Raw genomic sequence first — 24351 nt, forward strand, 5'->3', positions numbered from 1 at the left:
AAAAGGCATGGTACCTCCACAGGTTAACCATTGCCTTTTTTAAATTAGTTTTGCTTATCTTCCTCTTTTAGCTTAGCCTCAATGTCTTTAATTGAGTAAGCAGCTACACTAACTTCTTTTGGCTTGATATTCCGGTAAGCACTCATACCAGTACCTGCAGGAATAATCTTACCAATAATAACATTTTCTTTCAATCCAACTAATGGATCATTCTTACCACGAATAGCAGCATCAGTTAATACACGGGTAGTTTCTTGGAATGAAGCAGCTGATAAGAAACTATTTGTCTCTAAAGCAGCCTTAGTAATACCAAGAATAACTGGACGAGCTGTTGCAGGAATATTACCGGCAACTAATGTGTCCTTGTTAGCATCACGGAATTGACTGATATCCATTAATTGACCAGGAAGAAGATCTGTATCACCTGGATCCATGACACGAACTTTCCGCATCATCTGACGAATCATAATTTCAACGTGCTTATCTAACAAATCAATACCTTGCATCCGGTAAACACCTTGAACTTGTGATAAGAGGTAAGTTTCAGTAGAAAGAACATCACGAACCTGAATTAATTCCTTAGGATCAATTGAACCTTCATTTAGGGGCTCCCCACGGTGGATGAAGTCACCTTCAGCAACCTTCATTCGAGCTGTGATTGGAAGGGTGTAAGTCCGTGTATCAGTTTCACCCTTAATAGTAACATCTTTAGTCCGTTCAGCAGGATTTTCTTCGATAGACACAACTTCACCAGTAACCTCTGTAATTGTGGCACGACCTTTAGGATTACGTGCTTCCACAATTTCTTGGATACGAGGAAGACCTTGAGTAATATCATCGTTACCAGCAACCCCACCAGTGTGGAAGTTACGAAGAGTTAACTGAGTACCTGGTTCACCAATTGATTGTGCTGCAACAGTCCCGACGGCTTCACCAGCTTCTACACGGTCACCAGTAGCTGCATTACGTCCATAACAACGTTCACATACACCATGTTCAGTGTTACAAGTAAATGCAGAACGAATAGTTACTTTCTTTACGCCTGCATCGACAATCTTTTGAGCCATTTCTTCGTCAATAAGAACATTCTTACCAACAATCTTTTCACCAGTCTTAGGATCAAAAACAGACTTCATCGTATAACGACCCATGATCCGATCATAAAGTGGTTCAATCATTTCGTTACCGTTTGTAATAGCAGTAACTTCAAGGCCACGATCAGTACCACAGTCTTTTTCACGAACCACCACATCTTGAGCAACATCAACAAGCCGACGAGTTAAATAACCTGAGTTGGCAGTCTTCAAGGCTGTATCAGTCATACCTTTACGAGCACCGTGTGATGAAATAAACATTTCCAACACTGAAAGTCCTTCATAGAAGTTTGATTTAACAGGTAACTCCATAATCTTACCATTTGGTGATGCCATCAATCCACGCATTCCGGCTAACTGAGTAAAGTTTGAAATGTTACCCCGCGCACCAGAGTCAGACATCATATTAATTGGGTTATGGATATCCATGTGTTCAATTAACTTGTTTTGAACTTCATCCTTAGCATCGTTCCATGCCCCGATTACTCGTTCATAACGTTCATCGTCTGTAATTAAACCACGACGGAATTGCTTAGTAATTAAAGCAACTTGCTTTTGTGCCTTCTCAAGAATCTCTGGTTTTTCTGGCAAATCATGAATATCAGACATAGCAGTCGTCAAACCAGAAATAGTTGATTCGTAGTAACCTAAGTCTTTAATACGGTCTAAGAATTGAGAAGTCTTCGTAACTTTGTAACGCTTGTATACTTCAGCAATCAAATCAGATAAGAAGCCCTTCTTAAATGGTGGAACTAGTGGTGCATTTTCAAGATATTCATGGATATCTTGACCAGGTTCAAGGAAGAAACGATCATCAACACCATTTTGAATATTTGCATCTGTTGGTTCGTTAATGTAAGCAAAATCTTTTGGCATAATTCTGTTGAAAAGAAGTTTACCAACAGTTGTCACCATGATCTTGCCTCGTTGTTCATCAGTAAATGGTTTTTCAGGGAATGCAGATACTTGAACTCCAACACGAGTTTGTAATGAAACATAGTCATTGCGATAAGCAAGTTCAGCTTCATCAGTATTCTTGAAAATCATTCCTTCACCTTCACGACCCTTATCTTCAGTAGTCATGTAGTAGTTACCAATAACCATATCCTGTGATGGTGAAACAATCGGTTCTCCGTCACGAGGACTAAGAATATGGTGAGCAGCAAGCATTAACAAACGTGCTTCCGCTTGAGCTTCATCAGATAAAGGAACGTGAATGGCCATCTGGTCCCCATCAAAGTCAGCGTTATATGCTGAACATACTAATGGGTGAAGACGCATTGACTTACCGGAAACCAAGATTGGTTCAAAGGCTTGGATACCTAACCGGTGCAGAGTAGGTGCCCGGTTCAATAGAACTGGGTGTTCCTTAATAACGTCTTCCAATACATCAAAGACATCATCATCACTGCGATCAATCTTACGCTTAGCAGCCTTAACGTTAGCAGAAAGGCCACGTTTTACTAATTCATGCATAATGAATGGCTTGAATAATTCAAGAGCCATTGGAACTGGAAGTCCCATTTGGTTCAATTTCAATGATGGACCAACATCAATAACAGACCGACCAGAGTAGTCAACCCGCTTACCAAGTAAGTTTTGACGGAAACGACCTTGCTTACCTTTAAGTAAGTGAGAAAGTGACTTCAATGGGCGGTTACCTGGTCCAGCTACTGGGCGACCTCGACGACCATTATCGATTAATGCATCCACTGCCTCTTGAAGCATCCGTTTTTCGTTTTGAACAATAATTCCAGGTGCTTGCAATTTAAGAAGCCGTTTTAACCGGTTATTACGGTTAATAACCCGTCGGTATAAATCGTTCAAATCAGAGGTAGCAAAACGGCCCCCTTCAAGTTGAACCATCGGCCGTAAGTCAGGTGGCATAACTGGAATTACATCCATAACCATCCATTCAGGCTTGTTTCCTGACTTAATGAAAGCTTCAAGAATATCAAGACGACGAATTGCACGGGTCCGCTTTTGACCAGTAGCTTCCTTCAATTCTTCTTTTAATTCAGCAGCTTCTTTTTCTAAGTCAACATCTGCTAAAAGTTTTTGAATGGCAGCAGCACCCATTTCAGCTTTGAAACGGTCACCGTATTCTGCCTTTTTATCACGATATTCAGCTTCAGTTAAGAGTTGTTTCTTTTCAAGTGGAGTATCACCCGGATCAAGAACAACATATGAAGCAAAGTAAATAACTTCTTCAAGTGAACGTGGACTCATATCTAATACAAGCCCCATTCGACTTGGTATTCCTTTAAAGTACCAAATGTGAGATACAGGAGCAGCTAATTCAATGTGCCCCATCCGTTCACGACGAACTTTTGCACTAGTAACCTCAACACCACAACGGTCACAAACACGACCTTTGTAACGGATACGCTTGTACTTTCCACACGCACATTCGTAATCCTTGGTTGGGCCAAAGATTCGTTCGTCAAACAGACCTTGCTTTTCTGGCTTTAATGTCCGGTAGTTAATAGTCTCGGGCTTTTTAACTTCCCCATATGACCAACTACGGATCTTATCTGGAGATGCCAGACCGATCTGCATACTTTCAAATTTATTGACATCAATCAAAGGATGTTCCTCCTTCTTTCAGTAAACCGTAGCAACCTAAATATTAATTTTGATTAGTTTTGTCATCGGTAGTTGTTGAAGTTGCTTCAGACTTATTTTCTTCTTCATTCTTCTTATCGTCTGTCTTATGTTCTTCTGCATATTTAGCTAATGCATCAACATTTACAACTTCATCATCATCTTCGTCCATGTTCTTCAATTGAATTTCCTTGTTGTTACCATCAAGGACCTTCATATCAAGACCTAATGCTTGTAATTCCTTAACAAGAACACGGAATGATTCTGGAACACCTGGCTTAGGAATTGGTTGACCATTGATGATTGCATCATAAGTCCGAACACGACCAACAGTATCATCTGACTTGTAAGTAAGGATTTCTTGAAGGGTGTAAGCAGCACCGTAAGCTTCAAGAGCCCAAACTTCCATTTCACCGAAACGCTGTCCACCAAACTGAGCCTTACCACCTAATGGCTGTTGAGTAACAAGTGAGTAAGGACCAGTTGAACGCGCATGAATCTTATCATCAACCATGTGAGCTAACTTAAGATAATGCATTGAACCAACAGCAATCCGGTTTTCAAATGGTTCACCAGTGCGACCATCATAAAGAATTGTCTTACCATCTTCTGGGAATCCTGATTCACGAACAGCATTCCAAACGTCCTTATCAGAAGCACCATCGAATACTGGAGTAGCCATATGAATTCCAAGACGACGAGCAGCCATTCCTAAGTGCAATTCAAGAAGCTGACCAATGTTCATACGACTTGGCACACCCATTGGACTAAGCATAATATCAATAGGAGTTCCATCTGGCATGTATGGCATATCTTCTTCTGGCACAACAATAGAAACAGTACCCTTGTTACCATGACGTCCAGACATCTTATCCCCAACTTGAATCTTCCGCTTTTGGGCAATGTAAACACGAACCATTGTATTTACACCTGGTGATAATTCATCCCCATTTTCACGAGTGAAGACTTTGACGTCTTGGATGATTCCGCCACCACCATGAGGAACACGTAATGAAGTATCACGAACTTCACGTGACTTTTCACCAAAGATAGCGTGAAGAAGGCGTTCTTCGGCAGATAATTCAGTCATTCCCTTTGGAGTAACCTTACCTACTAAAATATCTCCATCATGAACTTCCGCACCAACACGAACAATCCCGTTTTCATCAAGATCCTTCAAAGCATCGTCACCAACGTTTGGAATTTCCCGCGTCATTTCTTCAGGTCCAAGCTTGGTTTCACGTGCTTCGGATTCATATGATTCGATGTGAATAGAAGTATAAACATCGTCCTTAACTAACCGTTCATTAATAGCAATAGCATCTTCAAAGTTGTATCCTTGCCAAGTCATGAAAGCAATTAATGGGTTTTGACCAAGAGCTAATTCACCTTGTTCCATTGATGGACCATCAGCTAATACGTCATCAGCATCAACGTGCTCTCCGACTTTAACAATTGGACGTTGGTTATAATTCTTACCACCATTTGAACGACGGAACTTCATTAACTTATAAGTATCAAGTGTTCCATCTTCTTCACGAACTCGTACTTCACGAGCATCAACATATTCAACCGTTCCTGGTTTCTTAGCAATCATTGCAACCCCAGAATCATGGGCAGCCTTGTAGTCAATCCCAGTACTTACTAATGGGGCATGAGGATTGATCAAAGGAACAGCTTGCCGTTGCATGTTAGCACCCATCAAGGCACGGTTGGAGTCATCGTTTTCAAGGAATGGGATACATGCAGAAGCAACAGAAACAACTTGCTTAGGAGAAACATCCATGTAATCAATGTTTTCAACACTGGTTTCGATGTAGTCATCCTTATCACGAGCCATTACTTGATCGTCAACAAATGAACCATCATCGTTTAATGGTGTGTTAGCCTGAGCGATGATGAAGTTATCTTCTTCGTCAGCAGTTAAGTAATCAATCTTATCAGTTACCTTATGATCTTTCCAAGAAACACGACGATATGGAGTTTCAATAAATCCATATTTATTTACTCGTGCGTAAGATGAAAGACTGTTAATAAGCCCAATGTTAGGACCTTCTGGCGTTTCAATAGGACACATCCGACCATAGTGAGTATAGTGAACGTCCCGCACTTCATAACCAGCCCGGTCCCGAGTTAACCCACCAGGACCAAGAGCTGAAAGACGACGCTTATGAGTTAATTCACCTAATGGGTTAGTTTGGTCCATGAACTGGGAAAGTTGGGATGAACCAAAGAATTCTTTAATAGAAGCAACTACTGGGCGAATATTAATTAATTGTTGTGGAGTAACAGTGTCAGGATCTTGAATTGACATCCGTTCACGAACAACACGTTCCATCCGAGCAAGCCCAATTCGGAATTGGTTTTGAAGTAATTCACCAACTGAACGAATACGACGGTTACCTAAGTGGTCAATATCGTCTGTGCTACCAATGCCTTCTTGTAAGTTAAAGAAGTAGTTTAAGGAAGCAAGAATATCAGCCGGTTCAATGTGCTTGTATTCTAATGGAATATGACCGTTACCAATAATAGGTACAACTCGATCAGGATCAGTCTTAGAATATACTAAAATCTTTTGTAATTTAACTGGTTCAGTTATAACAGCTTCGTCTGAGGGAGTGTAAGTAATAGTCTTAAAATCATCACGGTCTAAGTAAGGTTCAAGTTTATTGAGTACTTCCTTAGTTACCGTGTCACCCTTTTGCGCTAATACCTCACCAGTGTCAGGATCTGCTAAAGTTTCTGCTAAAGTTTGTCCAAGTAAACGATACTTAAGCATTAACTTCTTATTTGTCTTGTAACGACCGACTGGTGCCATATCATAACGCTTTGGATCAAAGAACCGAGCTGTTAATAAGCTCCGTGCTGAATCAGCAGTCTTTGGTTCACCAGGACGAAGCCGTTCATAAATATCCTTTAATGCTTCTTCGACCCGAGAGTCTTCAGCATTTTTATGAACATCTTTGTCCAAGGTTAATGATAATGTCTCACTATCGCCACCAAACATGTCGATAATTTCATCGTCAGAGCCAAAGCCCAATGCCCGAATTAATTCAGTCATTGGTAATTTACGAGTCCGATCGATACGCACATATGAAACATTCTTAGCATCAGTTTCGTATTCTAACCATGCACCACGGTTGGGAATAAAGGTAGCACCGTAGTTTGGCCGACCATTTTTATCGTTTTCTTCACTATAGTAGACACCTGGTGAACGAACTAATTGCGAAACAATTACCCGTTCGGCACCATTAATAATGAAGGTACCTTGGTCAGTCATTAGTGGGAAGTCACCAAAGAATACATCTTGTGACTTAATCTCACCAGTTTCATGGTTAGTTAACCGTAACGTAACATGAAGTGGTGCTGAGTAATTAGCATCGTGTTCACGAGCTTCGTCAACAGTATACTTAGGTTCTAAAAGTTGATAGTCAACGAATTCCAAAGAAAGTTTTCCTTGAAAATCATCAATTGGCATAATATCATCAAACATTTCCCGCAAACCTTTTTCCATGAACCAATTGTAAGAATCGGTTTGAATTTCAATAAGGTTTGGCAATTCGAGAACTTCTTTAATTCGCGAGTAGCTACGACGGGTACGGTGTTTACCGTATTTAACTAAATGTCCAGCCAAACTGTTCACCTCTCTAATTTATTCCGCAAGCTCATTTAAATATTACATTTTGATTACATTTTGTCCAAAATCCGACTTTTGGGCAAAAAAAATCCAAAAACAGTTCAAAGACTGTCTTTGGCTTCTATGCAGAATCTAATGGACAATAGATCACCAGATTCAAATGAACTCACAATTACATACTACTATAGTATACAAGCTCTATTATTTTTTGTCAACAATTATTTTTATATTTTTTAATCTTTTCCGCCCCAATTTGATAAACCGTTAATAATGCAGTCCAAGATTAATTGATCACGTTGTTCTGGCGTAATTGAGTGACCACCAATTAATTGAGAAGTCCCAAAAATTGGAGTCAACCCTGCAATAAATAGTTCAGCAGCTTCTTTGGGAAGAATATCTGGACGTAATCCTACATCTGGTTGACGGAAAAACGCTGCAATCGGTTCTAAATAATCCATTGTAAAAATCATATTAAGTTTTTGTTGAGCACTTTTAGATAATAAACGCATTGCTTGATTATATTGGTCATAAATGCTCAATGGATGATGTTTTTTCAATGCCTTAGTAATTTGCCATAGTTGTTCATTTGGTGACAAATCATGTTTGCGCATTACTTTATTAATGTCTTGGCGCACTTTCCCACATAAATTTGTCATTACGTCAAGATATAAAACCTCTTTATCACTGAAGTGGTGGTATAAAGCTGGTTGTGTAATTCCAATTTGTTTCGCAATATCCCGTGTAGAAGTTTCACCAAAGCCCTTTTGCAAAAAGAGCTTTGTCGCAGTTTTCAAGATCGCTTGTCTTGTTTTTTCCAATTGTTCTGCACGTTTCAAATATAACATCCCCTATTAAAATCATTAATTATCTGATAAACACATTATAAGGCTATAACTTATCTTTTGACAACTATTTTAGAAAAATAATCATCAAATGCGATAAATGAATGTAATTTGTTAATTTTTCTTCTATTATTAGAGAACAAACATTGTAATTCTAGTATGCGTTAGTATATATAAAACGCAAATACCTCGTTTATATATTTGATAGTTAGCACAAAACGGTAAATTACTCTGTATTTCAGAATAATTTACCGTCCTTTTTATCTATTTAATTTTAATTCAACAGCTTTATCTTCATCTGGTTTTTTTACCTTAAAAGTAATTTTCCCTTGATGAGTACCCACCGTTACATCATCTCCAACACTAATCTCACCGCTAAGTAATCCAGTGCTCAAATCATCTTCAACATAATCTTGTAAAGCCCGTCGAAGAGGACGAGCCCCGTAAGCCGGATTGTAACCTAGCTTTGCGATTACATCAATTGCAGCAGGGGTGACTTTCAAGTTGATTCCCTGTTCACTTACCCGCTTGATCAAATCATTAACCATGAGTTTAACAATCTGGTGAAGCTCTTTCTTTTGCAATGAATGGAAGATAATCGTTTCATCAATCCGATTAAGGAATTCTGGTCGGAAGTATAACCTCATTTGTTGCTTAATCGCTGCCGACATCGCGTTATAGTCTTGTGACATATCTTTGGCCCCAAAGCCGACTTCTTTTTCATCTTGAAGTTGAGTGGCTCCCAGATTAGAAGTCATGATAATAATGGTATTTCTAAAATCAACCCGGCGCCCCTTTGCGTCAGTTAAGTAACCATCATCTAACACTTGAAGTAATAAATTAAATACATCTGGATGTGCCTTTTCAGCTTCATCTAGCAAGACAACTGAATATGGATGTTGTCGTACCTTTTCAGTTAATTGACCGCCTTCATCATAACCGACATATCCCGGAGCAGCACCAATCAATCGACTAGTACTATATTTTTCCATATATTCCGACATATCAATCCGGATCATGTTTTCTTCTGAACCAAACATTGCCGCCGCTAAGGCTTTTGCAAGTTCAGTTTTTCCTACCCCAGTCGGTCCCAAGAACATAAAGGAACCAATCGGACGACTAGGATCCTTAAGACCGCTACGTGCACGACGAATCGCTTTTGCAACTACGGCAACTGCCTCGTTTTGCCCAATTACTCGTTGATGAAGAACTTTCTCTAAGTTAACCAACCGTTCACTTTCGCTCTTCTTCAATTGAGTTAAAGGAACACCTGTCCATTCAGCAACAACTTGTGCAATATTTTCACCAGTTACTTTCAGTTTATAGTTATGAGAGTCCTTTTGTTGGTCGCGTTGTTCTTTACGATCAATCTTATCTTTAAGCGCTAATTCTTGTTGACGAAGAGTAGCCGCCCGATCAAAGTCCTGATTATCAATAGCCTCTTCCTTTTGAGCGCGGAGGTCTTCTAACTGATTCTCCAATGGTGGCTGACGATTTTTCTTATCTTCAGCATCAATTCGCACCATCGCTGCCGATTCATCGATCAGATCAATTGCTTTATCTGGTAAGAAGCGGTCTGAAATATAACGATCTGACAACTTAACTGCTTCTTCAAGTGCCTCATCAGTAATCTTAGCATGGTGGTGATCCTCATACTTTGATCGGAGCCCTCGTAAAATTTGCAGGGTTTGATCAGTAGTCGGTTCATCGACTTGAACAGTGGCAAAGCGTCGTTCAAGTGCAGCATCAGATTCAATATATTTCTGATATTCATCAAGCGTCGTTGCACCAATTGTTTGTAACTCGCCTCGTGCTAGAGCCGGTTTCAAAATATTAGATGCATCGATTGCACCCTCAGCACCACCAGCACCAATCAAAGTATGGAGTTCATCAATAAAAAGAATCACATGCCCATCAGTTTGAATCTCATCAATAACCTTTTTAAGGCGATCTTCAAATTCTCCCCGATACTTGGTACCTGCAACTAACGATCCCATATCGAGCATCATTAAACGTTTATTAGCTAATTCAGCCGGAACTTTGCCATCAACGATCCGCTGAGCAAGTCCTTCCGCAATCGCTGTCTTCCCTACCCCTGGTTCACCGATCAAAACAGGGTTATTCTTGGTACGACGACTAAGAATTTGTTCCACACGTTTAACTTCCTTATTTCGACCAATCACTGGATCAAGTCGCCCATTCCGGGCAAGCTCGGTCATATCACGGGCTAACTTATCTAATGTTGGTGTCCCAGTTTGTTGGGCCCGGCGACGAGATTGTTGACGATTAGGATTACGCTGTTGACTATCGGCAATCCCTAACCGCCGTAAAATTACTTTTCTCATCTGTCGCGGTACAACGTCAAGGCTATATAAAATCCGTGAAGATAGAACACTCTCATCAGCGATTAATGCTAATAACAAGTGTTCAGTCCCAATCTTTAATGCATGCATTTGTTGGGCCTCTTTACCCGCTAATGATAATACTTGTTTTGCTTTTGGTGAGTATGGAAGATAATCTGAAACACCCAGATTTTCCATCGTTCCATAGCCAATTAAGCGTTCGATTTCTTCACGAATATCATCACTGGTGATGGAAAACTGTTCAAATATTTTATTGGCAATCCCATCTTTATCCATTGAGAGGGCAAGCAATAGGTGTTCAGTCCCTACTGCTTGGTGTTTAAAGTATTTTGCTTGTTCTTGTGCAATGGTTAGAACATGCTTTGCACTTGGCGTGAACATATTATCCATGTACAATCCCCCTTTTTAACTTTCATAGCGCAGTCGATTCAAGAATGATACTAATATACGAGCGCGAAGTTGATCTTCAATTTTACCATCGTTAACTGCCAGTGCCTGTTTAGATAATGCAACAAGCATAAGGTCTCCTTCACGTCTCGTAACCACATCTTCTTCATATAACGTTCGAACAATATCAAAAGCATCACGTTCACGAACCGAGTCGCCAATTGCTTGAATAAGTGAGTTTAGCACATTTACATCATCAAGTAAATTAACACGCTCGATTCGAATGTAGCCACCTCCACCACGTTTACTTTTAACTAAATAACCATTTTGAATAGTAAACCTCGTCTTAATAACATAATTAATTTGTGACGGTACCACATCAAACTGATTGGCAATCTCAGAACGGCGAATTTCGACCTGGGCTGAGTCACCAAGAATTTCTTTTAAGTATGCTTCGATAATATCTGAAATACTTTTATTCTCCATTATATCACCTCGGCTCTTTTGACTAATCTTGACCATTATTTTAACACACTTTTAGAGTTAGCGCCTACTTGTATGATCATTCAGTTATACATTTAAGAAAATAATAAAGACCAGCGAAGCATCCAAGTGCAACACTAGTCTTTCAGAGAATTAAATATGAACTACTTTTTTAATTAATCATTATCGTTGTGAACAAAATCAACAACATTCCGACCAACAACCTTGTTATCCTTAAGTTCTTGGATCATATCATTAATTTCGCTTAACTTACGAGTCTTAACAATTGGGTGAACTTTACCTTCTGCACCAAATTGGAAACATTCAGCTAAGTCTTGACGGGTACCAACTAATGAACCAGCAACGATAATACCATCAAGAACAGTCTTAGCAATGTTAAGTTTCATATCACCTTGTGGAAGAGCAACAGCAACAAGCTTACCATCTGGACGGAGTGAATCAACTGCTTGGTCGAATGCAGATGCAGAAACAGCCGTTACTACAGCAGCATGAACACCGCCAACTTTTTCTTGAATTTGCTTATCAACATCGCCATCGTGACGGTTGATAACAATTTCGGCACCATTCTTCTTAGCGGCCTCAAGCTTATCAGGATTACCATCAACAGCGATAACATGAGCGCCAAATACGTTGTGAGCAAATTGAATACCCAAATTACCTAAACCACCAGCACCAACGATTGATACCCATTGACCCGGCTTGATGTCGGCAACCTTTAATGCTTTGTACATCGTAACCCCTGCACAAGTTAACGAAGTAGCTTCAACAGGATCAAGACCTTCAGGAACCTTAACAGCGTAATCAGCTGGTACGATACATTGTTCAGCCATTGCACCATCAGCAGTGTAACCTGCATTAAGAACGTTGCGACAAAGAGTTTCGCGACCTGTTAAACAATATTCACAGTGTCCACAGCCCTTGAAGAACCATGCAATTGATACACGATCGCCAACTTTTAAGGAAGTAACCCCAGGAGCAACTTTAGATACACGGCCAACCCCTTCATGACCGATAATACGACCTGGCTTTTTACCAAAATCCCCAGCAGCAACGTGTAAATCGGTGTGACAAAGACCACAATATTCCATGTCAACTAAGGCTTCACCGGGCTTCAAATCCCGAAGTTGAACATCTTTAACAGTAACAAAACCATCTACTGGATCATTAATAACAGCAGCTTTCATAAGGTAAAATCTCCTTCATTAATAAACAAAAATAAACAAATTACTTTTACAATGTTTATGGTACCACAACTTCTAGATAAATTTAAAGTGAAATTTTGCACATTTTATGAAATAAATAATTTTACTTTTTGTTCAAAGTACTGGTTTAACAATGATAGAGTCCTATAAATTAATTCTGTTCATATTGTACAGTAAATCACTTACTAATTCTCATTAAAACTTTAACTGCTATAATTTATAGGTATTACCTATTAATAATAAATGTCATAACTTAATCAGCTAGACAAGAGAGTATAACTATATTTTATGGAAGTACAAAGCCACAATTTACGCAAATGCGCTTGCTCAATTAGGCTTTCTTACCTTATTACCCTTGCCCCTGATTAAGTATATATCAGTGAATTAGCGGAAAGCCTCGCTATATTAAGTCTTCAAACCCCTTCTAGTGCTATAGTCTCGATTATTTAGTGCAGAAGCAAAGCAAGTCAAATTGTGAGCAAATTAGCTTTATCGGTATTAGTGAGGAAGCTGTTTTTGCTCTTATTACTGTAGCCGTTGATACAGGAATTAAATCTAATGTAACCATTTCAATGTATGGTATGACAGATAATTGGAAGATGATCAATCTTGCTCTTAAATAATTATTCCAGCTTAAAGATCAATTATCAAAGCAATGATGGTATGATTTTCTAAAAGGCTAGCCTGATTATCAGCCATCCTTGCCAGAGGAACCATGATAGTACTGACGATTTACCAAATCATGATGTATTAACAAATGAATGGCTTCGTTTTACGCCTTTAAACATGGTATTCAGTCTAGATGCCTGCGGAATTACGACAACCACTTCCAATTTATCAATACTTTAATTTTCGGCATTAAACTATATTAAAGAAATTTCACCACAGCCAATCCTATTTATTTTATGGAGACAACGTCCATTCACGTTCTTATCCCGAGATGTTAACTACCAAAAGCAAAAGGTAATCGTAGAAGACTGTGAACATATTGATCTTTCTGACAATATAAAGAAAATTCAAGTAGAGCAGATTGCAAAGTCTCCAAAAGATAGTTTCAATGCATAATTGAATTACAAAATGCCAATTAAAGCATCGAACATGAAGCACTAATTGACATTCCATTTTAAATATTTGTGAAATTTAATCATTAATAAAAAGACTGCTACCTCTTTTAGGATAAAAGTAATAGCAGTCTTTTTGGCTTATCGGAATTACAAGATTTGAACAAATGGTACACAAGCAACTAGTTTCTTCCTATTATATTAGGATTTTATTTGTGAAATTTGAGTCTTGGTACAGAAAATATACAGAATACTTCTGTCCGGCAGAAAATGTGGCTATCGTTATTCGGTAGCCATTTTTAATAAAAAAAGAGCGCTTATTAGGCGCCCACAACCGGTTCGGTTTAAGTAACGAACTGAAACCATTTTGCACACCGGCATCATAATTCTAATGCTTATATTATAACATGCTTTTTCTATGATACAATGTTTAAGCACATTGTTAGGCGTAACGAACCTACAAATGCGTGCATGTTGGGAGGTGTCCCAATTGCATTGTTGGTGCATCATAATTCTAATCGTGCCGAATAGGCTCGTTAAGCAACTGCTACATTCCGTAAAAGTTGCAGTTAAAAAGGCTCTCAAACGCCTAATTGAGGGAATTCTTGGTTAAACTCCAAGTCATTTCTGAAAACAATCGTAAGAGTTGCTATTTCAGCGGTAGTATTTGCTATCGCTGTTTTTTTATTGTCCTTGGATAAAAGTAACTATATCCTCGTAATACATCACTTACCGGGATTATTTTATTACCAGCTTTATCTATCCACAAAGTAATGCCCATAAAAATCTCATATACCTTTTCTACCGGCACACAATACAAACGGCTACATTCCTCAAAAGTAAATCCAGGCATTGTCTTTTTATAATCTAATCCTAGAATCTCACATCGAACCGAAGATACTTCGTCAATTTGTACATAACCTTGGTGACTTGAAAGCTCTTGAATTTTTTCTTTTGAAGTTTGCCATGCTCTAGCTAAATCTTCAATCGCAATTCCTGTTTTATCACGTTGTTCTTTTAAATATTTTTCTCTTTCAACTGGTGTTAGATTTTCGTAATAATCTAACAAGCGTTTTACTTCAAGATAATTCATAATATCCCCCTTTATAACTATTAATCAGCTGCTATTTTTTCATGAAGATCGGCAAGAATAATCGCCGCCTTGCGAACTTTTATCTCAGCATTATTCATTACCTTTGCACTCTCATTATCATTTTCCTTTGCAAATAATACTACAAAATCGTGTAAATTATCCGCAAGCTGGTCAGTGATAACTAAATAATTTTTTATCCCATCACGTAATCCCTCTGAGGTTATTCTTTCAAAATTCTCACTAAAAATCATAATAATAATTTCACCTCTTTTTATTTTTCCAACCAAAATTCTGAATTTAATCTAGTAATTAATACTCAAATCAAATTAGTAAAGTATCAATTTTTCAACAAATTATTTTTAATAACTTTAGCAAAAAGCACTGTACAATGATGATGCTTTTTGTAGACTTGCGTGATGCAAAAGCGCATCTTTCTGGGTGTCAAATAGTCGGCAGACGAGAAAATTCGGGTAACAGCAGAAAATCCCGCCACTGGCGGGTTCCCGGCATGCCGGGGACAATTTTCCCTTATGCTCATTAATTAAAATAGCGTTTAAATTTTACTGTTCTAAATTTAACTATTACAAAAACCAAACTTCAAATAATTAATTGCATATAAAAAGCAAAACTATAACTTAACTTTAATTGACTCTCACCGAAATTATTTTAGAAATGTAATGTACGATAAATAGATTTTTCAATTTGAAATTAATATAAATTTTCAAACGACCTATTTTCTTTTTTGCAAAATAATTTTTTATTCGGAAAAATATATTTTACTTAGCATAATTATTTTCTCTTTAATTCCAGCTTTAGCGTTTAGAAAAATTACTTCATCATTCCATACTGACGGCCATTCCTTTTGCCAATTATACTCAACGACTAGGTGACGCCTTTTACCCCCCCCCAGATTTTTCTACGTTCTAAAAACTTAAACATTGTGATTCACCTCTCGTAATTTATTTATAGCAATTTAGTTTTATATCTAACTGTCCTTTAAGTCAGAACTTTTTTCAATCTCATTAGCAACATGATCTCAAATTGTTTTTAAGAAATAGCTAAACGATAAAACTATATTTTGTCTTTGCTATAAGCTCTTGCTTTATCCATTGCATCAAGAACCACATCATCACTTAATTGACTTCTGAGCCCCTCTAAAGTTTGTAGTTCATTCCTCAAATCCTATTTTCCTCTGTTGGCTATTCGCTCTTTTACTTTATGGATCACCTCCGGATCTGCCTTTTTGCAAAGTTCATCTTGTGATTTCCTAGTCCATTCTGGCATTGGCTCTTTAATCGGCTTACGCTTGTTATTGTAGCTAGACTTTTTCTTATGGTCTTTAGATAGTTGTTCCGCTTGTTCAACTGTATTCACTGAATTATCCTCCAAATTTTTCATAACAGTTTGTAAATATTGCCAATTCGGGTAGGTTGCATTATTAGCTGTTTTGCGAATAGCCCAACATACAATAGAATTTCCAAGCTTTTCGATAAACTCAACAAATACTGGTAAATGTAATTCAGAATTAACGTCAATATTAGCTTGCCTAGCAAGAATAAATGGATCTTCCTCAAATTCTAATTTTCCTTCGCGCGCGTACGCGCTATCATCATCATCTATATTCTTACTTGTATTATTAATACTTGTATTATTAATACTTGTATTATTCTCCTTCGGGTTTTTCGGTATAGGGTATTCGGCTTTTTCGGTATACCCTCTTCGGGTTTTTCGGAAGGGGTATTCGGCTTTTTCGGTATACCCCCCTTCAGCTTTTTCGGAAGGGGTATTCGGCTTTTTTCGAATAGGGTCAAAGATTGGAAATAATCTACGTTCTTTAATTTGCTTACCATCTTTTACCATTAGGACTTCTAAATATCCTCTTTGTTTTAGATGATTAATCCAATCAGAAATTGTTGATGAACTTTTATCATAAAGCTGAGCAAAATATTTATTGGTTGCATGGCAATATCCTTGTTTATTGCTTAAGGCAGTTATCTCACTAAATAATAATTTTTCGTTTGCTTTAAGGGTTTTATCGTAGCGAACGTTGGCTGTTAAAGTTGACCAATAATTGGGATAATCTTGTGCCATTACGTTTAACCTCCTCATGTTATAATCAAGAAGTAGTTTATTAATCTAACTACTTCTTTTTTTAGAGACTTAATCAACACTGACTGTCACACCTGAGTTGATTAGGTCTTTTTTTCGTATTCCTTCGTTTTCATTCCAAGTCACTCTTTCTAGTTATTAATTAATAATCACGCCGGACAGTTGTGCTTATCTTGTTTTTAATTTCTATGTTTTGCTAGAAAAGAGTCGACTTCTGATCGCTTATATCGTGTTACATTTCCAATTTTGACAAAAGGCAATTTAACTTCATCAGCCCACTTATCAAATGTCTTGTAAGATACCCCAACATACTTCGCCGTTACCTTTTTATTCATGTATGGTGGATAGCCACTTGTATTAACAAAACTTTCTAGCTCTTGATGTAACTGTTGAGAAATTGCTTCTCGTAATTGATTTTCAAAAGCTTCTGACGTTTCTAAATTTAGTTGCAACTTAATCACTTTCCTTTCCAACAATTACTTCATGCTCTTTCATAAAAGCATCAATAGCCGTTTTGCTAATTCTTTTAGATTTACCAATAATCACAACTGGCAGACCCTCACGAATATAATTGTTTAAGCTTTTTTGTGATTTAAAGCCTAAATATTTTGAAGCTTGTTCTAAATTCATAAATTCACTCAAAGCCATCACCTCATTTCTACTTTTGTCTAATAATACTCTACTTTTGTAGCTTTAGCAAGAATTTATTAGACTTTTGTAGAAATAAAGTGATTTTAAAGGTAAAATACATAAAAAGGAGGAGAAAATTGGTTACAGAAAATAGAATTCGAGAACTTCGCTTAAAGAATCATATTACACAAACTGAACTTGCTAAAAAAATACATGTTAGTCCTCAAGTTATCAGTAAATATGAAAAGAATGAGCGAAAACCTAAAATTGATAAATTGCAAAGCCTTGCTAATTTTTTTAATGTTTCTGTTGAATATCTCATGGGTCTTAGCGATTCTCCTGCTTCTGGGTTGAGTGATATGGCGGGTGATATAACAAAACCACTTACTATTAGCTATAAATCACTTTTTTCAATGCTTTATATTACGTATGTACATGGAATTGATATAACAAATAACCCTAATTTTCTTGAGATAAATAAGAAAATCGATAATTTAACTGACTATCAGAAACGAGCAATTATCAAAAACTTTCTTACTTGGTTTGAAAGTGAAATAAACAAGTCTTCAAACATAGATTAACCTCTTCTAGTGACATACATAATCACCTGCCGGACAGCTGTGCGATTATGGAGGTTAATTAAAATGGCATCTTACAGAAAATATCAAACTAAAAAAGGGCAGCGTTGGATGGTCACCGTTTCATATACCGATCGATATGGAAAATATCGTCAAGTCAATAAAGCGGGTTTTAAACTAAAAAAAGAAGCCACCCAAGTTGCATTACAACTTGAAAATGAGCTTCAACAAAGAGATTATTTTGCGGATTCAAAGCTAACATTCCAACAGGTATATACTAAATGGCTTAAAATTAAAGCTGACCTTAAACCATCTAGCTTAAATAATATTCATACAGTTATGCGCAACCACATTTCCCCGCTTTTCGGTGAAATGATTATTAGCAAAATCACAATTGATGATTGCCAAAATGCAGTTGAAAAATGGTATTTCCACCCTTACAAGAAATACTATCGCTTTTATTTATTGTTAAACAGTATTTTAGAGTTTGCTGTTGAGCGTAATTATATTCATACTAACCCTGCTCAAAAAGTTCATTTACCAAGAGCTGACCGCCAACCAGTGAAGACTTCTTCAAAAAAGCAATTCTACACACGTGAAGAGCTTCAAACTGTTTTAAAGGCAATGAAAGCTAACGCTCCAACGGAAATGTTCACTTTCTTTTGGCTTATTGCTAACTCTGGTTTACGCCGTGGCGAAATGTTAGGTTTGCAATGGCAAGATATTGATTTTGAAACTCATACTTTAAGAGTTCAACGCACACAGTCGTTTGGCGTTGGTAATAAATCAATTCTTAATTCGCCTAAAACAAAGAATAGTAAACGAACAATTTTTCTTGCTACGAAAACTGAAAAATACTTAAAAATTTGGCAATTAGAACAGGCAAAATACTTACTTTCTATCGGCCAAAATTCTCATAGAGCTAATTTGCCCGTATTCACCCGTATAAGCGATTCTAATATGATGTCGGTAAATTACCCATCGCAATGGTTAAAACGCTTCTGTGAGGCTCACAGCGTCCCATATTTAGAAATCAAGGGGTGGCGACATACTTTTGCAACTCTTGGAATTGAAAATAATAATCTAACGGCTAAACAGGTTCAAGCAGAATTAGGTCACGCTTCCGCTGATACGACCTTAAACGTTTACGCTGGAATATCCGAAGAAGAAAAAGCGAGAACCGCTGACACAATGGCTAATTTAATCGCTTTTGATTAAGAATTTTCATTACAGAATTTTCAAAACTCTATTACAGAATTTTTTACAGAATTGTTGCCTACTAGGTACAATTCAATACATTTTACAAAACAAAAAAGACTGTCATTTCAACGATTTACCGTTTAATGACAGTCCTTATTATATATAAATCGGAATTACAAGATTTGAACTTGCGACCTCTGCGTCCCGAACGCAGCGCTCTACCAAGCTGAGCTAAATTCCGAAAAAAAAGCGTAACAGTTAAAACTGTCACGCTTATAATAATAAGTGCACCCAGAAGGAGTCGAACCTTCAACCTTCTGATTCGTAGTCAGACACTCTATCCAATTGCGCTATGGGTGCATATAAGCGGAAGACGGGATTCGAACCCGCGACCCCCACCATGGCAAGGTGATGTTCTACCACTGAACTACTTCCGCATACCTATGATAAGTCATTTCCTATTGACGGTTATTAATATTACACGAAAATCTCATTAATGTCAACAAGAATTTTCAAGAAATATTAAATGCGGATGAAGGGACTTGAACCCTTACATCAAAATGATACAAGATCCTAAATCTTGCGCGTCTGCCAATTCCGCCACATCCGCAAATTAAATGGAGGATACAGGGCTCGAACCTGTGACCTCCTGCTTGTAAGGCAGATGCTCTCCCAACTGAGCTAATCCTCCATAAATAGGTCTGATATATAAATCAGCCTATTTAATATACCATCTATGTAATTTTTTGTCAATCCTATTTAAGATTTAATTCAATTAATTTTTCATCAATCATGGCTAAGACTTTCTTGGCAGCAGCCGGGTCTTCAACAAAATCATATTTATCACCATCAATAACCATCTTAGGACTTTCGTTGTAATCCTCATACCACTGAGCATAACGTTCATTTAAATTCTTATAATATGAGTATAAGGAAGGATCATTAGTAATTTGTTCAAACGAACGCCCCCGCTTCTTAATTCGTTCGAGCATTGTTTCAAACGAAACTCTAATTGTAATCAAAAGGTTAGGGGCCTTTTGATGTGGTTGCTCCGGTAATTCTTCCATCATATTACCTAATAATGAAGAATAAATATTTGACTCTGTTTCCGTGGCCCGCCCCATATCTGCGTTTAATTTAAATAGTAATGCATCTTCAAAGATTGAGCGATCTAGAACATTTAGGTCATTTGAATATGAATCTTTAATCTCATCAAGACGTTTGTTTAAAAAGTAAATCTGTAATAAGAAACCATATTTTTTAGGATCTTTATAAAAAAGTGGCAAAATTTTATTATCATCCACAGATTCGTAAAAGGCCTGACTATTAAGATGTTCTGCCAATAACTTTGTCAAGCTGGTCTTTCCTGCACCGATTGTCCCGGCTAAAGCAATCATTAATTATTTCCCCCTGTTTAAAATTCAAAAAGTAACGAAAATAATTCTAACATTTAAAATAAAAAGGAGCGAGTATTTTCTCGTTCCCTTTTCACTTATTAGTCATCTACTGGTTCGTATGATTCACCCTTTGTTTGCCGTGATAAATCAACCTTCTCAAGCGAAATCAAGTGTGTTTTATAACGAATCTTGTAGTAAAAGAAAAGAATTAAGAATAATGGAATTCCCATATAAGTAATCAAGATGTTTTGCCAATCCATTTTGACAAAAGCATCAATATTTTGACCACAAATAACGATAATACATAAAGCAAAAGCAAATACTGGGCCAAATGGAAATCCCGTTGCATGATACTTTAATTCTGAAAGTGTATGCCCTTGTTTTAAAAATGCTTTTCTAAAACGATAATGAGAAATTGCAATTCCTAGCCACGCAATAAATCCACATAATCCAGATGCCCCAATTAGGTAGTTATAAGCTTGTGGTCCAATAAATTGGGTTGCATAAGCTGCTAATGAGACAACCATTGTTCCTAACAAAGCATAAATTGGAATACCACGCCGGTTTACATAACCAAAAATCCGCCATGCATATCCTTCACGGGCTTGAGAGTAAAGCATCCGTGTTGAAGCATATAAGCCTGAGTTAGCAGCAGAAATGACAGCAGTTAAAATAACTGCATTCATTGCACTAGCTGCGAATGCTAATCCTGCCCGCTTAAATACAATCGTAAATGGACTCATCGTAATGTTTGAAACATCTTGGTTCAATAAGTTCTTATCAGTGTAAGGAAGGATACAAGCAATAACAAAAATAGCAAAAATATAAAAAAGTAAAATCCGCCAGAAAGTTGAATGGATTGCCTTAGAGACAGATTTTTCTGGTGTAGCAGCTTCACCAGCAGTAATTCCAACTAATTCTGTTCCTTGGAACGAAAAACCAGCAACCAAGAAAACACTAATAATTGCTGGTACACCACCAACAAAAGGTGCCTGCTTGTAGTGAAAGTTGCTTAATCCAACTGGTTTACCACCCATAATTCCAAAAATAATTGCAACCCCAACAATTAAAAATACAATAACTGTGATAACTTTGACTAAAGCAAGCCAAAATTCAGTTTCACCATAAGAGCGTACTGATAAATAATTGATTAAGAAAATCAAGGCCATCACTGTTACACTAAAAATCCACCCCGGAACATTGGGAAGCCAGTAATTCATGACAATTCCCGCAGTTGTAACATCAACGGGGATCGTAATTGCCCAGTTAAACCAATAATTCCAACCAAGAGCAAAGCCTAGTGCTGGATCAACAAATTTCGTTGAATAAGCCGAAAATGACCCAGTTAATGGCATATATGTTGCCATTTCACCTAGACTCGTCATTAGGAAATAAACCATAATCCCCATAATTCCATATGCAACTAATGCTCCACCAGGTCCCGCAGTTGAAATAGCGGATCCACTGGCAATAAAAAGTCCAGTACCGATTGTCCCACCAAGGGCAATCATGGACAAGTGACGCGTCTGTAATGTCCGTTCCATATGACCCGTCGACTTAGATTCATCTGCCATAAATATTTTCCCTCCAAATTTGTGTATCTTAACGTCAACATTTTCGAAGAGGATAAATTAAAAGGGCCTTCTGATCGGTAACCCTACCAGAAGACCCAACTTAATACCTACAATTAATTGTTGAATCAATTTAGGAAGCGCCCCGCAACTATTGCGACAGTCTATAGCCTATTATGACTATAGCCCAACACCTACCAGAAATAAGCTAAGTAGTGTTTCGGCATATTTTCCTTTCAATAATACTCCAGTGCTTATTCACCTAATATTAGCTACTAATAAAATATGCAACCTCTTCATCGAATGAAATTATACCCCACTCAAATATAAATGCAAGTTCGATTATTTAATAATGCGTTGCCACAAGTCATCCTTATCATAAATAAAGCCACATTTAATAAGCACTCGCTTGGAACGATAATTACTTTGTTTGCACTCCGCATGAATCGTAATTTTAGACGGCAAAATAGAAATAAATTTTTGAAGTGCCGATGTCATTATGCCTTTATTCCATTGGTCTTGGCGCAAAAGATAACCTAATTCATAATGGTGAGCAATTCTTCTTCCTTCATCCCCATACCAGGCACTTAATACAATTATTCCTACTACATCTTCATTTAGTTTCACTACCATAACATGATTTTGATAAACAAACATTTTAATAGCTTGCACACGATTTTCTCTTTGAAGAGGTAAAAGCAATCCCACTGTTTGTGTCAATTTTTCATCGTCTAACAATTTAACTATTGCTTCTAAATTGTTATTACTTTTTGCTGACTCAATTATAATTTTACTCATTTTTCTCCTATTTCCCGGGAAATAAAAAAAGAAGCGCAACCAAAAAAGATTACCCTTCATCAATTCCGATTATTAAATCTCAACACTACGGAAGAACGGAATCCGTTGTAAACGTGGTGCCCAAGCGACATAGAGCCATTCAGCCACTTGTAACCATGCATAAGCTAATAGCATTGCACCAATAGTATCAAATGGCCAGTGAGCATAAAGATATACCCGTGATACTGCCAAAAAGAAAACTGCAAATATTAATAAGATTTGCAAAATTGTGCGGATAGATGCTTTTTGAATAAGCGGAATCACTATTAAGAATAAAATTGCTACTACCAAGAAGAATCCTAAAGTGTGACCACTAGGGAAACTATAGCCATCATCTGCCGCCAAGTGTTGTGCAGGACGTACCCGTTTAACGATATGTTTAATAATCGTTCCAAGCACATCTCCACCGAAAATCGTTCCTAGTGACCATAAAGCCGGAATGCGATAGCCCTTCAGCCATAAAACACCTGCAATAATAAATACCCATACTAAATCTAAGACCGGTTTAGCTAAAAATGAAAGCAAACTCATTAAAGCGTGGAACCAACCAATTCCTTCTAGGCGCTGACTTGTAAATAATGACTGCAGAACAGCATCAATCATTGTTAACACTGACGAATTAAACATAATTAACAGCATCAATGCAATAAAGAAACCACCGCTTAAAGCAAAGCGCCACCAACGATGATCATCACGTTCAATAAACATAATCAAGGATTCTCCTAACTTAAATTATTAATCAAAAATGAGTATACCACAGTGTTAAAAATTCCATCGTGACTTTTTAATTAAATATTTATGAAGATAGCTCAAAATACGATTTAAAAGTTCCCCTATCCCAAAGCCAAGGGTAATTGCACCGACAATTACAATCACCTGATAAAAATAAACCGTAACAAGATGGTAATTACCAATTGCAAAATTTCGAACCATTTTATAAGCCTGTCCACCAGGAACTAATGGAACCAGTGCCGGTACATTAAAAACAATAATTGGCATTCGTTTTCGCCGCGCTGCTGCCTGGCTTAATACCGAAATTAAAATTGCAGCAACTAGATTACTAAATGCAAGCTCAACGCCAATGTAATAATACATTACCCAGTAAACTACCCATACACCCCCACCAATCATCCCTGCAGTATGGTAAGCACGTTTAGGAATATTTAAGAGGATACCAAAACAAACTGTCGAAACATAGCATAAGAAAAATTGTAATAATAGGTTACTCCAATTCATCTTCTA

General features: G+C 37.4%; 19 protein-coding genes, 5 tRNA genes and 1 riboswitch. Of the genes, 3 read left to right on the forward strand and 21 right to left on the reverse strand.

Annotated features, from left to right (window positions below):
* Positions 1-44 precede the first annotated feature (44 nt).
* The 6 genes from rpoC to adhP all read right to left on the reverse strand — a co-directional run bounded on the left by rpoC (position 45) and on the right by adhP (position 12615).
* Entirely contained in the window at positions 45-3680 is a 3636-nt protein-coding gene (gene rpoC / locus H5R88_RS01520; protein ID WP_182600088.1) for a DNA-directed RNA polymerase subunit beta', read from the reverse strand.
* A gap of 43 nt (positions 3681-3723) precedes the next feature.
* Entirely contained in the window at positions 3724-7341 is a 3618-nt protein-coding gene (gene rpoB / locus H5R88_RS01525) for a DNA-directed RNA polymerase subunit beta (RefSeq protein WP_182578458.1), read from the reverse strand.
* Positions 7342-7568: 227 nt separating this feature from the next.
* Entirely contained in the window at positions 7569-8171 is a 603-nt protein-coding gene (locus tag H5R88_RS01530; protein WP_182578459.1) for a TetR/AcrR family transcriptional regulator, read from the reverse strand.
* A 266-nt stretch (positions 8172-8437) separates the two neighbouring features.
* Positions 8438-10930 (reverse strand): ATP-dependent Clp protease ATP-binding subunit, encoded by a 2493-nt coding sequence (locus tag H5R88_RS01535; RefSeq protein ID WP_182600089.1) that lies wholly within the window; start codon positions 10928-10930, stop codon positions 8438-8440.
* Positions 10931-10945: 15 nt separating this feature from the next.
* Positions 10946-11413 carry a CtsR family transcriptional regulator gene (locus H5R88_RS01540; RefSeq protein ID WP_182578461.1) on the reverse strand — a complete coding sequence of 156 codons (468 nt, stop codon included), beginning with the start codon at positions 11411-11413 and terminating at the stop codon, positions 10946-10948.
* Positions 11414-11586: 173 nt separating this feature from the next.
* The gene (gene adhP / locus H5R88_RS01545) at positions 11587-12615 is read right to left on the reverse strand and encodes an alcohol dehydrogenase AdhP (protein WP_182578462.1); all 1029 of its coding nucleotides are present in this window, start codon (positions 12613-12615) and stop codon (positions 11587-11589) included.
* Positions 12616-13082: 467 nt separating this feature from the next.
* On the opposite strand from adhP, the gene H5R88_RS09580 reads away from it, so the two are divergent.
* A complete protein-coding gene (locus H5R88_RS09580; protein ID WP_220477535.1) occupies positions 13083-13256 on the forward strand; it encodes a hypothetical protein in 174 nt (57 codons plus the stop codon).
* Positions 13257-14364: 1108 nt separating this feature from the next.
* On the opposite strand, the gene H5R88_RS01555 is transcribed toward H5R88_RS09580, so the two are convergent.
* From H5R88_RS01555 to H5R88_RS01575, 5 genes are all read right to left on the reverse strand, one after another.
* Positions 14365-14787: a hypothetical protein gene (locus tag H5R88_RS01555; protein ID WP_019253138.1), complete on the reverse strand. Its 423-nt coding sequence runs from the start codon at positions 14785-14787 to the stop codon at positions 14365-14367.
* Between the two features lie 20 nt (positions 14788-14807).
* Positions 14808-15038: a hypothetical protein gene (locus H5R88_RS01560; RefSeq protein ID WP_019253139.1), complete on the reverse strand. Its 231-nt coding sequence runs from the start codon at positions 15036-15038 to the stop codon at positions 14808-14810.
* Between the two features lie 931 nt (positions 15039-15969).
* On the reverse strand, positions 15970-16878 hold the full coding sequence (locus H5R88_RS01565; RefSeq protein ID WP_182600090.1) for a helix-turn-helix domain-containing protein: 909 nt from the start codon (positions 16876-16878) through the stop codon (positions 15970-15972).
* Between the two features lie 197 nt (positions 16879-17075).
* Entirely contained in the window at positions 17076-17348 is a 273-nt protein-coding gene (locus H5R88_RS01570; protein WP_063164393.1) for a helix-turn-helix domain-containing protein, read from the reverse strand.
* A gap of 1 nt (position 17349) precedes the next feature.
* Positions 17350-17544 carry a helix-turn-helix domain-containing protein gene (locus H5R88_RS01575; RefSeq protein WP_182600091.1) on the reverse strand — a complete coding sequence of 65 codons (195 nt, stop codon included), beginning with the start codon at positions 17542-17544 and terminating at the stop codon, positions 17350-17352.
* 119 nt (positions 17545-17663) lie between these two features.
* On the opposite strand from H5R88_RS01575, the gene H5R88_RS01580 reads away from it, so the two are divergent.
* Together H5R88_RS01580 and H5R88_RS01585 are read left to right on the forward strand one after the other, a co-directional pair.
* Positions 17664-18107, forward strand: a complete 444-nt coding sequence (locus H5R88_RS01580; RefSeq protein ID WP_182600092.1) for a helix-turn-helix domain-containing protein — start codon at positions 17664-17666, stop codon at positions 18105-18107.
* Positions 18108-18170: 63 nt separating this feature from the next.
* Positions 18171-19322: a site-specific integrase gene (locus tag H5R88_RS01585; protein WP_182600093.1), complete on the forward strand. Its 1152-nt coding sequence runs from the start codon at positions 18171-18173 to the stop codon at positions 19320-19322.
* Between the two features lie 149 nt (positions 19323-19471).
* Here H5R88_RS01585 and H5R88_RS01590 read toward each other — a convergent pair.
* The 10 genes from H5R88_RS01590 to H5R88_RS01635 form a co-directional block, all read right to left on the reverse strand.
* Positions 19472-19545 (reverse strand) — tRNA-Pro (locus H5R88_RS01590).
* Positions 19546-19590: 45 nt separating this feature from the next.
* Positions 19591-19664 (reverse strand) — tRNA-Arg (locus H5R88_RS01595).
* Between the two features lie 5 nt (positions 19665-19669).
* Positions 19670-19741 (reverse strand) — tRNA-Gly (locus H5R88_RS01600).
* A gap of 90 nt (positions 19742-19831) precedes the next feature.
* A tRNA-Leu gene (locus H5R88_RS01605) sits at positions 19832-19914 on the reverse strand.
* Positions 19915-19922: 8 nt separating this feature from the next.
* A tRNA-Val gene (locus H5R88_RS01610) sits at positions 19923-19995 on the reverse strand.
* A gap of 64 nt (positions 19996-20059) precedes the next feature.
* Complete coding sequence (locus tag H5R88_RS01615; protein ID WP_182578715.1) at positions 20060-20701, reverse strand: deoxynucleoside kinase; 642 nt, start codon at positions 20699-20701, stop codon at positions 20060-20062.
* A gap of 98 nt (positions 20702-20799) precedes the next feature.
* Entirely contained in the window at positions 20800-22275 is a 1476-nt protein-coding gene (locus tag H5R88_RS01620) for an amino acid permease (RefSeq protein ID WP_182578714.1), read from the reverse strand.
* Positions 22276-22402: 127 nt separating this feature from the next.
* Positions 22403-22577, reverse strand: a riboswitch (Lysine riboswitch).
* Between the two features lie 37 nt (positions 22578-22614).
* On the reverse strand, positions 22615-23070 hold the full coding sequence (locus H5R88_RS01625; RefSeq protein ID WP_182600094.1) for a GNAT family N-acetyltransferase: 456 nt from the start codon (positions 23068-23070) through the stop codon (positions 22615-22617).
* A 72-nt stretch (positions 23071-23142) separates the two neighbouring features.
* Positions 23143-23817: a phosphatase PAP2 family protein gene (locus H5R88_RS01630; protein WP_182578712.1), complete on the reverse strand. Its 675-nt coding sequence runs from the start codon at positions 23815-23817 to the stop codon at positions 23143-23145.
* 54 nt (positions 23818-23871) lie between these two features.
* Complete coding sequence (locus tag H5R88_RS01635) at positions 23872-24345, reverse strand: threonine/serine exporter family protein (protein WP_182578711.1); 474 nt, start codon at positions 24343-24345, stop codon at positions 23872-23874.
* Positions 24346-24351 lie beyond the last annotated feature (6 nt).

Source organism: Limosilactobacillus agrestis (assembly GCF_014145585.1).
Lineage (GTDB): Bacteria > Bacillota > Bacilli > Lactobacillales > Lactobacillaceae > Limosilactobacillus > Limosilactobacillus agrestis.

Bases quoted from the DNA above. Each gene is read 5' to 3' on its own strand.
- H5R88_RS01535 (WP_182600089.1), bottom strand. From the start codon at position 10,930: ATGGATAATATGTTCACGCCAAGTGCAAAGCATGTTCTAACCATTGCA.
- H5R88_RS01540 (WP_182578461.1), bottom strand. From the start codon at position 11,413: ATGGAGAATAAAAGTATTTCAGATATTATCGAAGCATACTTAAAAGAA.
- adhP (WP_182578462.1), bottom strand. From the start codon at position 12,615: ATGAAAGCTGCTGTTATTAATGATCCAGTAGATGGTTTTGTTACTGTT.
- H5R88_RS01555 (WP_019253138.1), bottom strand. From the start codon at position 14,787: ATGAATTATCTTGAAGTAAAACGCTTGTTAGATTATTACGAAAATCTA.
- H5R88_RS01560 (WP_019253139.1), bottom strand. From the start codon at position 15,038: ATGATTTTTAGTGAGAATTTTGAAAGAATAACCTCAGAGGGATTACGT.
- H5R88_RS01565 (WP_182600090.1), bottom strand. From the start codon at position 16,878: ATGGCACAAGATTATCCCAATTATTGGTCAACTTTAACAGCCAACGTT.
- H5R88_RS01575 (WP_182600091.1), bottom strand. From the start codon at position 17,544: ATGGCTTTGAGTGAATTTATGAATTTAGAACAAGCTTCAAAATATTTA.
- H5R88_RS01585 (WP_182600093.1), top strand. From the start codon at position 18,171: ATGGCATCTTACAGAAAATATCAAACTAAAAAAGGGCAGCGTTGGATG.
- H5R88_RS01615 (WP_182578715.1), bottom strand. From the start codon at position 20,701: ATGATTGCTTTAGCCGGGACAATCGGTGCAGGAAAGACCAGCTTGACA.
- H5R88_RS01620 (WP_182578714.1), bottom strand. From the start codon at position 22,275: ATGGCAGATGAATCTAAGTCGACGGGTCATATGGAACGGACATTACAG.
- H5R88_RS01625 (WP_182600094.1), bottom strand. From the start codon at position 23,070: ATGAGTAAAATTATAATTGAGTCAGCAAAAAGTAATAACAATTTAGAA.
- H5R88_RS01630 (WP_182578712.1), bottom strand. From the start codon at position 23,817: ATGTTTATTGAACGTGATGATCATCGTTGGTGGCGCTTTGCTTTAAGC.
- H5R88_RS01635 (WP_182578711.1), bottom strand. From the start codon at position 24,345: ATGAATTGGAGTAACCTATTATTACAATTTTTCTTATGCTATGTTTCG.